Annotated in this window: 15 protein-coding genes; 5 read left to right on the forward strand and 10 right to left on the reverse strand. The window is 45.6% G+C overall.

The annotated features are described in order from the left end of the window. Nucleotides 1-27: 27 nt before the first annotated feature. A complete protein-coding gene (locus VJ374_RS01720; protein WP_174315936.1) occupies nt 28-606 on the reverse strand; it encodes an AAA family ATPase in 579 nt (192 codons plus the stop codon). 132 nt (nt 607-738) lie between these two features. On the opposite strand from VJ374_RS01720, the gene VJ374_RS01725 reads away from it, so the two are divergent. Beyond that, a complete protein-coding gene (locus VJ374_RS01725; protein ID WP_052019130.1) occupies nt 739-1,266 on the forward strand; it encodes an NUMOD4 domain-containing protein in 528 nt (175 codons plus the stop codon). A gap of 47 nt (nt 1,267-1,313) precedes the next feature. Here VJ374_RS01725 and VJ374_RS01730 read toward each other — a convergent pair whose 3' ends face one another. The 6 genes from VJ374_RS01730 to VJ374_RS01755 all read right to left on the reverse strand — a co-directional run bounded on the left by VJ374_RS01730 (nt 1,314) and on the right by VJ374_RS01755 (nt 6,143). Next, complete coding sequence (locus tag VJ374_RS01730; protein WP_329469900.1) at nt 1,314-2,963, reverse strand: methyl-accepting chemotaxis protein; 1,650 nt, start codon at nt 2,961-2,963, stop codon at nt 1,314-1,316. A gap of 87 nt (nt 2,964-3,050) precedes the next feature. Continuing rightward, entirely contained in the window at nt 3,051-3,227 is a 177-nt protein-coding gene (locus VJ374_RS01735) for a hypothetical protein (protein WP_023466867.1), read from the reverse strand. Between the two features lie 144 nt (nt 3,228-3,371). Next, complete coding sequence (locus VJ374_RS01740; RefSeq protein WP_035411230.1) at nt 3,372-3,776, reverse strand: NUDIX hydrolase; 405 nt, start codon at nt 3,774-3,776, stop codon at nt 3,372-3,374. Further along, nucleotides 3,773-4,423, reverse strand: coding sequence for a Type 1 glutamine amidotransferase-like domain-containing protein (locus VJ374_RS01745; protein WP_329469901.1), 651 nt, complete (start codon nt 4,421-4,423; stop codon nt 3,773-3,775). Before VJ374_RS01745 ends, VJ374_RS01740 begins: the two co-directional genes overlap by 4 nt. A 48-nt stretch (nt 4,424-4,471) precedes the next feature. Continuing rightward, nucleotides 4,472-5,470 (reverse strand): ABC transporter permease, encoded by a 999-nt coding sequence (locus VJ374_RS01750; RefSeq protein WP_329469902.1) that lies wholly within the window; start codon nt 5,468-5,470, stop codon nt 4,472-4,474. Beyond that, entirely contained in the window at nt 5,463-6,143 is a 681-nt protein-coding gene (locus VJ374_RS01755) for an ABC transporter ATP-binding protein (protein WP_329469903.1), read from the reverse strand. The genes VJ374_RS01750 and VJ374_RS01755 overlap by 8 nt, the downstream gene beginning before the upstream one ends. Before the next feature lie 140 nt (nt 6,144-6,283). Between VJ374_RS01755 and VJ374_RS01760 the strand changes: the two genes are divergently transcribed. Both VJ374_RS01760 and VJ374_RS01765 read left to right on the forward strand, forming a co-directional pair. Then, the gene (locus VJ374_RS01760) at nt 6,284-6,733 is read left to right on the forward strand and encodes a hypothetical protein (RefSeq protein ID WP_329469905.1); all 450 of its coding nucleotides are present in this window, start codon (nt 6,284-6,286) and stop codon (nt 6,731-6,733) included. Continuing rightward, on the forward strand, nt 6,730-7,086 hold the full coding sequence (locus tag VJ374_RS01765) for a hypothetical protein (protein ID WP_329469907.1): 357 nt from the start codon (nt 6,730-6,732) through the stop codon (nt 7,084-7,086). Before VJ374_RS01760 ends, VJ374_RS01765 begins: the two co-directional genes overlap by 4 nt. A 48-nt stretch (nt 7,087-7,134) precedes the next feature. Here the strand turns inward: VJ374_RS01765 and VJ374_RS01770 are convergent, their stop codons facing one another. Continuing rightward, nucleotides 7,135-7,524: a RidA family protein gene (locus VJ374_RS01770; RefSeq protein ID WP_069940214.1), complete on the reverse strand. Its 390-nt coding sequence runs from the start codon at nt 7,522-7,524 to the stop codon at nt 7,135-7,137. 89 nt (nt 7,525-7,613) lie between these two features. On the opposite strand from VJ374_RS01770, the gene VJ374_RS01775 reads away from it, so the two are divergent. Both VJ374_RS01775 and VJ374_RS01780 read left to right on the forward strand, forming a co-directional pair. Next, entirely contained in the window at nt 7,614-7,937 is a 324-nt protein-coding gene (locus VJ374_RS01775; RefSeq protein WP_329469909.1) for a nucleoside triphosphate pyrophosphohydrolase, read from the forward strand. Beyond that, on the forward strand, nt 7,934-10,261 hold the full coding sequence (locus tag VJ374_RS01780; protein ID WP_329469911.1) for a DEAD/DEAH box helicase family protein: 2,328 nt from the start codon (nt 7,934-7,936) through the stop codon (nt 10,259-10,261). The genes VJ374_RS01775 and VJ374_RS01780 overlap by 4 nt, the downstream gene beginning before the upstream one ends. 322 nt (nt 10,262-10,583) lie before the next feature. Here the strand turns inward: VJ374_RS01780 and VJ374_RS01785 are convergent, their stop codons facing one another. Both VJ374_RS01785 and VJ374_RS01790 read right to left on the reverse strand, forming a co-directional pair. Then, nucleotides 10,584-11,399 carry a hypothetical protein gene (locus VJ374_RS01785; protein ID WP_329469913.1) on the reverse strand — a complete coding sequence of 272 codons (816 nt, stop codon included), beginning with the start codon at nt 11,397-11,399 and terminating at the stop codon, nt 10,584-10,586. A 160-nt stretch (nt 11,400-11,559) separates the two neighbouring features. Next, entirely contained in the window at nt 11,560-12,468 is a 909-nt protein-coding gene (locus tag VJ374_RS01790) for an STM4504/CBY_0614 family protein (RefSeq protein ID WP_329469914.1), read from the reverse strand. Nucleotides 12,469-12,482 lie beyond the last annotated feature (14 nt).

The following is a 12,482-nucleotide window of genomic DNA, read 5'->3' on the forward strand; positions in this document are numbered from 1 at the left end:
GCTGAGCAGAACGGGGCTTATTTGTGATTAGACCGTTGTTTTCGACCAGTTGAAATGGTCGCAAATCGCTTCAGCGCTTTCACGCGCACTTAACTGTTCCGTATCAAGAAAGAGATAATTGACGTCCGGCAATTCGCCTGGTAGCGAGCGTGTCCGGTATCCGTCCGCCGTCTCGCGTAAGTCTTGTTCAGAAGCGGCGAGGTCACGCTTCGTTACTTTGTGCGTCAATCGGTTTTCGGTCGTGTTCCGGTGCAGACGGGTCGCGACCGGCGCATCCAGTTCAACGATATAGACGTCAGCACCTGCTTGTTCGAACAACTCAACCGTTTCTTCGATGAACTCGAGACCACCACCTTCGACGCCGAATAGACAGAGGAATGTAAACAGGACACCTTCGAGCGAACTGTTCGCCATTTCCTTGAACATCTCGCGCCGAATCGTATCTTTTAAGCGGTGATGGGCGGGTTCAGAGAAATCAAAATAAGGCAATAACAAGTCGATCGTCTGGTGGTTATGGAAGACTTTCATCTCCGTCAACCGTTCGATTTCCTGACCAATCGTCATCTTTCCGACTGCTTGGGGACCAAGTAACAAAACAAATTTCATGGACGAACCTCATTTCCTTTTTCTGCTAAGAATAGCACATTCCGATGAGTGACATCACTAGAACGTTTGTTCGTAATTTGGTATAATTCAGGTATGAAGTCCCGTCGTGTCCTTGTCTGAAGGAGGACAACTATGCAAGAGCAATGGAAGGCCGTCATCGGCTATGTAGGTATATATGAAGTCTCGTCACTTGGTCGCGTAAGGTCGCTTGATCGGACAATCGTGACGTGTCGCGGCGTCCGACAACGCCGAAAAGGTGTCTTGCTTCGACCGCGGCTCAATCGAGAAGGATATCGGAAAGTCACGCTCTATCAACGGGGGCGAGGAGAACGAGTGCAGGTTGGTCTACTCGTTGCGCAAGCTTTTCTGACGGTTGACGTCACGGAAGCGCGACTCGTTCGACGCAACGGTAAACGAGCTGACGATCAGTTATCGAACTTGGACGTGTTGCCTTCATTTGATCAGCAGTATACCGAACTACTTGGTGAGTTTGATCTCTTATTAGAACAACATGTGACACTGTCATCATTCCAGATTCGAGCGATTCGCGCCCAATATGAAAAAGGGAAGACGATTCGTCAACTGGCGGAGCAGTATCAGGTGACGGAGAACCGGATTCGCAATATCATCGATAAAAAGGAAGCACGTTATATCGGCTGAGAACAGAGGAAAAGAGCGCTTGCCAGGAATGGCAGGTGCTCTTTTTGTTAAGACGACGATTCGCTCGAGCGAACGGTCTGTTGCAACGAACTGATCCGTGACTCGAGTACCGCGCTATGTGTCTTCAATTCCGTTTGCTGAATGACGTGGTGTTGCATTTGGTCCCCGAGTACTTGGCTATAGGACGAGAGCTCTGACATCAACTTTTGGACAGATTGTAGATGTTCCTGCATATTCGACTGGACTTCTGCGACGATTTGACGTTGGTGTTCGACGGTCCCCAGTGTCGTCTCGATCGTCGTCGCTTCAGTCAGCATCTGTTGCAAGTGCTCCGTTGCCGTCTCAAGCTGTTGTGACGTCGAGAGAAACCGTTCCGTCATCTGCGAGAGCGCTTGTTCGACTTGATTGAGCCCTGTCGTCCACGTCTGATTGACCTGACGGATGTGGCCCGTACTCGTCCGGATATCGATCGCTAGTCTTTCGACTTCCTTGGCCACGACCGTGAAGCCACGACCGGCTTCGCCGGCACGAGTTGCCTCGATCAGCGCATTTAGCGATAGGCGGCGCGTCTCTTCAGCGACACGCTGGATGTGGGAAATTGAGGTCTCCATCTGCTGCTGTAGATGTGAGGTCTGTTGCAAGATTTGCTCTGTCGTCGCGGATTGTTCCTTCAGCAAGTAGCTTTCTTGTTGTAATGTCCCAAGTGTCGTGTGATTCGTCTGAACAGTCTGTTGAAAACGAGTTACGGCACGTTGGCTGTTCAGAAGTGTCGTTTGCATTTCGCTTAACGCATCGTGTCCTTGGGCAGTCAAACGTGTGGAGGCGATGATCGTCTGATTCATCTGCGTCGATTGCGCAAGTAAGGAACCGGCGACTTCATCGACGGCATGCACCGATTCATCCATCGCGGATAAATGCGATGAAAAGTGGGGCTGGACGGATTCAAGTTCCTGACTGGCTTGTTGCATCTCGACCGTCAAATCCCCAATCTGTTGCATCAATTGATTGTATTGAAACGTGAGCTGTTGTAACTCAAAGGTCGTCGTCTTAAGTGTTAACGGACGATACGATCGCTTCGCATGGGCTTCTTCAATCTGTAGAGCGAGTTTCGATAACGGTGCTAGTTGTCGTTGAATTCGCCAGCGGATCAAGAGGCTGATGCTGACAAGTGTGATCACGCTCACCCAGATGAGTGTCCAAGCTAAATCTCGAGCAGGAGCGATTAATTTATCGCGATCGGTCGTCAGCAAGATGACGTCATCAAGTTCCGGAATCGTCATCGCGACAAGAAACTGGTCTTGATTTGAAAAGGCATATGTACGAGCTGTTTTTAAATGCTGTAGTAGTTGTTTCCGTTTTGCTGGGTCGAGTGTCAACGGTCGGAACGCCTCACTCGTGTTCAGGCTCTGAAAGCGAGTCGTGTAGTCATCACGTGATAAGTCGGTTCGCTGTTGCTGTTGCAATCGTTTAATGGCACGCGTACGGTCTGTTGCGTCATTCGGATATGCGAGAAACGTTGCCCGGACGTTCACGTCAAACATCGTTAATTCGCGCATCAGCCGTTCCTCAGTTGCTGCGACGGATTGTTGGTACGACGCGTAAACACTCAGACCACTGATCACGATCAGTCCGATGGCGACGATCGGAATCAGCCATCCATTTAATTGTTGTGCCAGTAATCGTTTTTTCTTTGGCATAAAACATCTCCTCCCGTATTCCTATCGGGAGGAGATAGCTCAACATGTATGAAGGCGTTGTACGACTTGTGTAAAGGTCTTGTGAATCTAGTTCACGTAAATCGGAAGGACAGTCGCAAGATGTGTCATAAGTGCTTGTGTCTCTTCTTTTGGTTCAGACGTGACATAAATGATCAACGCAGCAGCAACGATGACAAAGATGGCAATGACAAGAATGATGAAGAACGGCATCTTACTTTTTCGTTTTTCGGCTTGACGGTCCATGAAAGATTCCCCCTTAATAATGTATACGATAGATATATTTAAGGGATTCCCTGTTCATTACTTTAAAAACACGACAACTGTCCGGTAATGAAAAAAAATACTGTCTTGTCTGACGAGAGCGTTGGACAGGGCAGTATATTACGTTCAACTAAGGAGAGACCAGACATCATATCGCTCAAAATCAGCCAAAATATTTGGAGCGATCAACTGACGGATCATTTCTTCGTCCGCCCAGAGATAAGCGTCGTGTTCTGCGGATAACTGAACGCTCGTCTGGTTCGTCGAGCAGACGTACATCAACAAAATGATTTGCCGATCGGGATGCGTTAGGAAGCTCGAGGCATAGAGTAGACGCTCCGGCGTAACCGTCAACTGTGTCTCTTCTTTCATCTCGCGAACAAGACTGTCGAGCGGCAGTTCACCGAAGTCGATCTTTCCACCTGGACATTCCCATGTTCCGCCGCCGAAGTCAGCAACAGCACGGCGGACGATCAGGAGACGTTGCTCGTGAATGATGATGCCTTTGACAGCAGGGACGATCGCCGTCATTTGACAGGACTCCGCGATAACACGACGGGATCGGTTCCTTCTGTTTCGATCAGGTACTGATCGCACAGATAGATCCCGCTTGCGTCAGCAAGTCCGAAGGCACGGCTCGTGCCTTCTTCCGTAAAGGATTGCACGAGGTGGGCGGCTTCACCCCACGTCTCGTAATGCACACAGACGACCGCGTCTTTCAGCAGGGCAAGACCAGGCAAGCGAAGGCGTCGATTGTCGCGTTGGTCAATCTCCGGAATCACGCACCGTTCAGGCGAAACGAGGGCACCGGCAGAAAAGCCAGCGACCGGAACACTGTTTACGAAACGCGACTGGATGATGTCACCAATCGGTGTCGCGACCAAGTATTGCTGATACAATTCGGTCTCGCCACCGGAGATGATGATCCCTTGACATTGCTGTAGTTGCGCGAGCTGTTCATCCGTTGGCGCGTCAGACAGTGGTAGATGGACGAAGGACGAAATACCCTCTTCCTGCAACGCTTCCGTATAAATCGAGGCGTAGGTCACCCAGTCCTTACCAGTACGTGGGACATACAGAATCGCGACCGGACCACCATTCGTTAATGCAGCAAACCGTTTTTGCAAATTCGGTGTAAATGGAGGACCGCCTCCAAATAAGAATAAATGAGTACGCATGAAGTCATCCCTCCAACCATGTATTAGAAAAAGTATAGCAGAAATCAATCAATTGGAAATATGCTGGTAGAATGATTGTCTGCGGAACCACGCGTGATGTTGTTTCCGTTCTTGAAAGAGAACGAATAGTACAAAGGCGATGACGAGACCGCGTCCAATCCATGGTAAGACGAGAAGACCGTAGTTCATCGCAGCCAACAGTTGGAGCAAGAAGCGGCGCTTACTCGGATCCCGCAGATACGTGATCAGTGGGAGTTGCTGGTGTGTCTGCTTGAATAGTCGTAGATGAAGGAAGGGTCGCTTTCGATGAGACGGCTTCGGTAAGGCACCGTTCAATTCAAGGACGGTTGTTGATAAACTCGACTGTCGTTTCATCGACAACAGAATGTCCTCCGTTAATCCGTCCTCACGTCGTGACCAGTGCCGGACATGGAGAGATCCGAACAGTAACACACCCAGTGCGACAACGAAGAGAACAGGGTGCGGTTGAAGCCAAAGCAGGAGCAACAGGGAGATGCGTCCTGCTGCCAGGAAGAGATGACCGCTCCATTTCCGCAAGAACCGTTGCCCAGATAACCGGTATGTCCAGAAGCTAAAGAACGGTTGGAGTAAAGAAAGCGCGAGACTAGTCAGCAGTACGGTGATACTAGATTGGTCAAACCGGATGTGATGTAGCGGGAAACAAAGTAGATGTAAGCCGGCCGTTAATAAGAAAATCCGCACGAAGTGATACCGAACAGAATACCGCTTCATTCGGACGATCGCTCCAGAAACCGGTTTGAAGAAGAGACGATCCGCCGGTTCGAACCAAGCGTAAAAGGCGGGCAGGAACCCGTACAGCATCCAACCGAGTAAGATCCAAGCGATCGGAACGGTTTGGACCCAGTCCGCTTGACCATTTAAGATCTGAACCGTCTCATAGATGATGAACAGACCGACTGGAATGACGAGATACAGCAAAATCGTCCAATCGAAAACTTCTCGAAAGAAGCGACGCTGTTCCGCATGCCGTCGACGGATCCGTTGCTTCAAAAAGGTTTCAATCATGCTCGAGCACCATCGCTTCCATGATGTCGAACAAGCGGGCACCGGGCTGACCAGAGGCTTCACCGATTTGAGCGAGTGTCCCTTGATGTTTGATGCGCCCTTGATCAATCCAGACGAAGTCGTCACACAGACGTTCCGCGGAATCAAGGACATGGGTGACGAGCAGAATCGCTACGCCACGCGTTCGTTCTGCTTCGAGTAAATGTAACAACCGAATCGTTGCGACCGCGTCGAGACCAACGAACGGTTCATCGATGATCAAGCAGTCTGCGCGTTGCATCAAGGCACAGACGAGCATCACCTTCTGTTTCATTCCTTTAGAAAAAGAGGATACATAGTCACCTGTGACGGCATGCAGTTCGAACGTCTTTAAGAGTCGTTCTGTATAGGCATGATCCGTCTCGTGGAGCGAGGCGACCAGTTCAAGATGCTCGGCGAGCGTCAAATATTCGTAATAGGTCGGCTGTTCCGGAATATAGGCGAGGGAGACCGGTAAATCGATCTCTCCTTCGACCCAAGGCAGCGTACCGAACATCGCTTGAATCGTCGTACTTTTTCCTGCACCGTTCGTACCGATCAAACCGGTGATGGATCCAGGCTGTAAGGCAAACGCAATCTCGTGTAAGACGGGCTGACCGACGTCATAACCGGCTTGGTGAATGGATACATGCATGTGAAACATCTCCTTTCACTACATCTACTGATAGAAGGAGAAAAATGTTTCACAGCAACAGAAATCAGCAGAACCATAGTAAAAAATGTAACAGGTTAAAAATAGCAAATGGGCTATAATGGAAATATCAATTTTAGAGGATGAGCGTGATGCAAGCAGTCAAACGAATTTATTTCCGAGAGTCCGGCATGGGAAGAGGACAGACGTTTTGGTGGGACCGTGCAAGTCAGACAGTTCGTGTGGAAGATGAGGAAGGATTACTATGTCCATGGTATCTGAAGGGGCTCCTCTTTATAGATGAAGGAGACCATCCGTTATTCAGAAAGCTGACGGAAGAGGACATCTATCTGATCGACATGTGGTCAGATTTATTCGATGCCGAGAAATGGCGGGAGTACTGGAATCCTGAAAGCCTTACTATGACGGATGGAACGGATTGGGAGATTCATGTGACGACAGAACACGGCACAGAAAAAGTGTCACACTCAAACGTGTTTCCACCTGGATGGTGGATGATTCGAGAACTCTTATACGGTTACTACGATGCCAGGAGTAATCGAGAAGATGAAGAAGAGGAGGGTGAACTATGAAACGAGCACTACTGTATCTAATTCCGTTTGCGTGGCTAGGACCTTACCTCGATTGGAAAGAGGGTTCAATACTAGGATACGTCTTATTTTTGTTTGGACTTGGTGCTTTATCGTATTCCCTTGCGCGGAGGGGGAAACCGAAATACATCGTCATCGGTAACATGGTTTCGTTTGCGATTTCGTACGGGATTGCACTCAGTGTAGGAGAAGGATATGGCGAAGGATACTTCAATCCATTGACAGTCAATCAACTGGTTGTTGGAGTGAGTGTCTTGAATCTGGTCGTGCAAATACCGATTGTGATGAATGCGATTCAAAACAAAGTGATGAAAAAGGAGTTAGGTGAAGAGTAGTCACTCTAAGTAGAAAAAACGCTACGCAACGAGTGCGTAGCGATCAAATCAAACGAGCCCTAAGATTTCGACTTCAACTAATGCACCTTTTGGTAGTTCCTTAACAGCGATACAAGACCGAGCCGGGAAGTGATCGTGCGGTGCAAAGTAATCGGAGTAGATCGTATTAAAAGAAGCGAAGTGTTCCATGCTCGTTAAGTAGCATGTTGTCTTGACGACGCGGTCTGGTGTCAGTCCTGCCTCTTTCAGAATGGCATCGACGTTTCGCATGACTTGTTCTGTCTGCTCGGTGATTCCGCCTGGTACGAGTTCACCTGTTGCCGGATCAATAGGAATTTGACCGGAAGCATAGAGTGTACCGTTTGCGATGAAGCCTTGCGAGTAAGGACCGATTGCAGCAGGGGCATTCGTTGTGTCGATTTGTTTGAATGTAGACATGAAAAAAACCTCCTCTTATAAAATACATATGTACGACACCGAGTGATTCGACTCGGATATCCCTCAACCCTTCAAAGGAGTGAATTGATATGCCACTTTATCATAAATTAGTTCGAGACGCGATTCCAAATATCATCGACCAAAACGGGAAAAAAGCGACGTTCCAAACGCTGGACGAACATGAATTCCTAGTGGAAGCGAAAAAGAAATTACATGAAGAACTGGCTGAATACGAGGAAGCAACAACGGACGCAGACGCTGTCGAGGAGTTAGCTGATTTACTGGAGCTCATCCAAGCGTTAGCGAAGACACATGGCGTGACAGTCGAGGAACTGGAAGCCGTCCGAACGAAGAAACAGCAACTACGCGGTGGATTTGAAGAACGCCTCTACCTGATCGAGGTCGAGGATTGATCCCGGAAGCGAAGCTGACGACGCATCATTTATATGACTCACTCGTCAATGCCATTGATCAGGCAGAGGAAGTCTATATCGTCGCAGCATTTGCTCAGAAGTCAGGAGTTGCCTTGCTCGTTCCAGCATTTCGTCGTGCCTTACAACGAGGAGCCGAGATTCGGCTGTTGATTGGCGACTATCTACACATCACTGATCCAGAAGCATTGGCGCAGCTGCTTACGCTGGATGGGTTGTCAGTTCGCTTTTATCGGTCAGGCGGACGCTCTTTTCACCCGAAAGCGTATCTGTTTCGAAACGCAGAGACTGGCTTATCAATCGTCGGTTCGTCGAACATCTCGAACAGTGCGCTTCGCTCCGGTATAGAATGGAACGTTCATCTACCACAAGCTGTCGCTCCACAGATTCTTGATGATGCGATTGATGCCTTCATGGACCTTTACCTCAGCGAATCAGCAGAAGAACTGAATCTGGTTGTCTTAGAGGCTTACCGTCAAGAATATGCGGCACGTCAATATGTTGCGGAACCGGAAGTCGAGTATGACGAAGGAACGGTCGTCGTCGCGCCAGAAATCCTGCCGCATCGGGTCCAGGAAGAAGCGCTCCACGCGTTACGGGAAACGATGGAAGAAGGACGGACAAGGGCGTTGGCGGTGCTTGCGACTGGATTAGGGAAGACCTATCTTAGTGCATTCTTTGCGGGAGACTTTACACGGGTCCTATTCCTGGCACATCAAAAAGAACTGCTACTGCAAGCCGAGCGCTCGTTTCAAAAAGTCAATCCAGCGTGGCAGACCGGATTTTACATCGGCAGTGACCGGACCGTCACGGAGACGACGGAGATTGTCTTCGCTTCCGTCCAGACGTTGGCACAAAAGCGACACTTGGACCGTTTTGCAACTGACCAATTTGATCTCATCATCGTTGACGAGTTTCATCATGCGGCAGCGACGAGCTATCGGAAAATCATTGATCATTTCACACCACGTTTCTTGCTCGGTCTGACGGCGACACCAGACCGGATGGACGGTGCGGATGTCTATGCGATCTGTCATCATAACGTTGCCTTCCAGATGCACTTCACAGCAGCGATTGCTGAAGGATTTTTAACGCCGTTTCATTATTACGGTATTCATGACACGATCGACTATTCTCAGATTCGACGAATCGGTCGGACTTATGATGCATCGCAGCTCGAGCATCGACAACTTGATCGTGAGGTCGCGGGTAATATCTATCATTCATGGGAGAAGCATCGTCAAACGAAGACGATCGGCTTTTGTTCGTCGATTAAGCAGGCGGAATATCTGGCGCAAGTATTTCGGGATAAAGGAACGACAGCATTTGCACTGACGGGGCAGACGATGAATCGCGCGCAATACATGCAAGCATTCGAGCAAGGTGAGATTGACGTCCTCTTTACAGTCGATCTATTCAATGAAGGTGTCGATATTCCGAAAGTCGATACACTGCTGTTCTGTCGTCCAACGGAATCCGTCGCCATTTATACGCAGCAAATCGGACGTGGCTTACGTTTAGCGCAAGACAAATCACACTGTGTCATCATTGATTTAATCGGGAACTATCGTAACGTTGAGACGAAGCTGAAACTACTCGGAACGGTGAAAGAATCGTTTAAGCGAGGGGAAATAGAACCGATTACGCCACCACCTGGCTGTGTGATTGAGTTCGATACGCGAGCACTGGAGTTGATTCATCGACTCCGACAACCAAGTCAGCGGAAGTTACGACTGATTGAACAATATGAGCAAATCAAATATGAACTTGGTCGTCGACCATCGTATGTTGAGATTGGAGAGTATGCGGCAGTTCCGCAAGGTTATAAACAGGAATGGGGTTCTTACGTCGGTTTCTTGAAGGAGCAACAGGAGTTATCAGATAAGGAGATTGAAGCGTACGATGCAAATCGCGAATTGATCGAGCAAGTCGAAAGGACAATCATGAATCGAAGTTATAAGATGGTCGTCTTGCTAGCGATGCTTGAACGGGGAGAAGAGCGCTGGATGGAGCCGATTACGGCTGAAGAAGTTGCGCCGTTCTTTTATGAATATTTGCATGCGGAGAAATATCGAGAGTTAAAGGATGCGCAAACGGCGGAGTTAAAAGGTCCATTTGATGCAGTAAAAGTAGAACGGTTATTGAAAAAGATGCCATTCCCAAAAATGGGTAAACCATTTGAATTTGATAGTAAAACGTTAACTGTAAAAATAGCAGAAAAAAATATGTATAAAATACATCAAATCATATATGAGATTGTGTATTTGAGACTTAATCTTTATTTTGCAATGAAAGATAAATTTTAAGGAGCCTGTTAACTACTAAAAATGAGTATTCGTATATGAAGTATTAAGACGACTTTTCACGAGACGAAAAGTCGTAAGATTCTTTGAGCTTTCAAGAAAACTTTTTTTTACAATTAACATCATATTATTAGATATTAATAAAAAAGATAGTTTAGTATACAGTGAAAATAAAAATGCTGTATTGAGGCATGAATAAGTATCTGGTTAATAAGTCACAAATATTCTTTTTATGCTAAGTTCAACAGGTATTTCTATATCTGTTGAACTTAGCATTTTATTATTTGCGTTAAAAAAATAATCAAAAAAACTATATAGGGAGAACTTAATTAGAGTATAGATGAAGTATCTTTTCGAACTTATACCAATCTTCCTGTGAGTTTCTTAACCATTTTATAGGTAAACCATAGTTTATATTAGCATCCAAAGTTCCCCCAATGTATTGCTTAGCCCCTCTAGTAGGATTCTTCAAGATGTTAAGCAATTCACTTTGAAATTCTGAATGACTATATTTTTTATTAGTTAAATTGTTGCTTCTGTTTTTTCCTTTAAGATGTTTAAGGATCGAAGGATTATATAATTTTTCTCCTTTTTTATACTCGATCCATCCTCGTCTTGTTATAGGATCTATTAAATCTCGATTCAATGCGTAACCGAGTATACTTACTTTCCAATCGTGATCGATGAATTTATACGGATTTTCTTCAAATTCTTTTCCTTCAGGTATTCCTTTTAATATGCCAATAACGTAAATTTGCGTTCCGAAATCAGTTACTTTTTGCTTTTCAACTAAAAGCCATCTTGAAGAAGCCCGACTGCCTTTAATATCTGTTTTAAATTGAAAAGTTCGTTTTTCTTTATTCACTATAATAGTAGACATATCATGTCCATTATCGTGAATGTGAGGATCGTTCCAAATTTCAAAATCAACGTGAAAGCTAATATTAAAATTTTCTTCTAAAAAGTGTTGAAAACCATACTCTACTACCTTGCCAATGACATGATCTGCAATAAAATCGTTCTTCTCTCGAATTATGTCTTTTCGTCCGAATTGCTTCGTACTTGTTGCTTTTAAAGCATACAATTCGTGAGCAAAATCAAAACAACTGTTTACTTCCTCTCTAGAAATATTAAGCTCCATTTTGAAAGAATTAGTTCTCAAAGGTAATATCCTCCGCTTTTTCATTCGATTATACAATAAATACCACAAAAAGATGTTGATACTTGATATGATCAAGTGAGATTGCATTATTTTTTGGAACACATATTAAAAAGGGCTGAAAATCAGCCCCTCTATTCTACTATTTATTTGTTAAATGATTTTCATGTGTTTTGATTAAAAATGTTATATTCGTCCCTGCCAAATTAAGTGCATATTGCGTCAAATGATCAGGTATAGCAATGACGCTCATACCCTGACCATGACTAGCTTCTTTATTCCTAACTGTAGGTAGTCCTTCTAATGTTGTTTTCAAGGAATTAAGTTGTGTTTGATAATAACTTGGTAAGAAGTCATTGGAAAACAATGCATTAATTAAAGCTGAAGCAGTCCCTTTTCCATAATCCCAATGATTGAAGTCACAAATACTCTTCATCGTACTCTCAAATGCCTTTGCTACGGAGAGAATAGTCGCCTTGTTATCTCCATTTTTATAGTGGTTATACGCTTCTTGGTACTCGTCTAACGCTCCACTAAATAAAGGATTATGCATCAGGATCAAAGCAGGCTTTATAGCTTCGTTATAAAGTACTGTTGAGCTGATAGGAAGTATTCGATCTTTTACATAATCTAAGCCTATGCCGTTTTCTTTAAATCTTGTATTTAACTTATCAATTACATATTCTTTTGAAACTCTAAATGAATATTCACGCTTTTCGAGTTGAATATTTGTTGTAACTAGCAACTCAATGATATCTACTACCCAATCGTTTTCCTCACAATTTAAAATAAACTCTAGGCAACTTTCGACCGGATCATACTCATATTCAGTACAACCTGGAGCGTTATCAAATGAGTAAAGAGCATGATCCGAACAGATTCTATCATGAACCCACTTAAATATACCGGTTGTATATCTAGAATCCATCGGATTATCTGTAGAATATACTTCTTTAATTAAATGATATGCTTGAACTCTAAATCTCTCTGAAAGCCCTGAATAAGGAAGTATTTCGATTTCTCGGGGATTATTTCTCTGTGAAAAAAGCATGATATACCTCCAGT

This window comes from Exiguobacterium sp. 9-2, from assembly GCF_036287235.1.
Classification (GTDB): domain Bacteria; phylum Bacillota; class Bacilli; order Exiguobacteriales; family Exiguobacteriaceae; genus Exiguobacterium_A.

Bases quoted from the DNA above. Each gene is read 5' to 3' on its own strand.
- VJ374_RS01720 (WP_174315936.1), bottom strand. From the start codon at position 606: ATGAAATTTGTTTTGTTACTTGGTCCCCAAGCAGTCGGAAAGATGACG.
- VJ374_RS01725 (WP_052019130.1), top strand. From the start codon at position 739: ATGCAAGAGCAATGGAAGGCCGTCATCGGCTATGTAGGTATATATGAA.
- VJ374_RS01730 (WP_329469900.1), bottom strand. From the start codon at position 2,963: ATGCCAAAGAAAAAACGATTACTGGCACAACAATTAAATGGATGGCTG.
- VJ374_RS01735 (WP_023466867.1), bottom strand. From the start codon at position 3,227: ATGGACCGTCAAGCCGAAAAACGAAAAAGTAAGATGCCGTTCTTCATC.
- VJ374_RS01740 (WP_035411230.1), bottom strand. From the start codon at position 3,776: ATGACGGCGATCGTCCCTGCTGTCAAAGGCATCATCATTCACGAGCAA.
- VJ374_RS01745 (WP_329469901.1), bottom strand. From the start codon at position 4,423: ATGCGTACTCATTTATTCTTATTTGGAGGCGGTCCTCCATTTACACCG.
- VJ374_RS01750 (WP_329469902.1), bottom strand. From the start codon at position 5,470: ATGATTGAAACCTTTTTGAAGCAACGGATCCGTCGACGGCATGCGGAA.
- VJ374_RS01755 (WP_329469903.1), bottom strand. From the start codon at position 6,143: ATGCATGTATCCATTCACCAAGCCGGTTATGACGTCGGTCAGCCCGTC.
- VJ374_RS01760 (WP_329469905.1), top strand. From the start codon at position 6,284: ATGAGCGTGATGCAAGCAGTCAAACGAATTTATTTCCGAGAGTCCGGC.
- VJ374_RS01765 (WP_329469907.1), top strand. From the start codon at position 6,730: ATGAAACGAGCACTACTGTATCTAATTCCGTTTGCGTGGCTAGGACCT.
- VJ374_RS01770 (WP_069940214.1), bottom strand. From the start codon at position 7,524: ATGTCTACATTCAAACAAATCGACACAACGAATGCCCCTGCTGCAATC.
- VJ374_RS01775 (WP_329469909.1), top strand. From the start codon at position 7,614: ATGCCACTTTATCATAAATTAGTTCGAGACGCGATTCCAAATATCATC.
- VJ374_RS01785 (WP_329469913.1), bottom strand. From the start codon at position 11,399: ATGGAGCTTAATATTTCTAGAGAGGAAGTAAACAGTTGTTTTGATTTT.
- VJ374_RS01790 (WP_329469914.1), bottom strand. From the start codon at position 12,468: ATGCTTTTTTCACAGAGAAATAATCCCCGAGAAATCGAAATACTTCCT.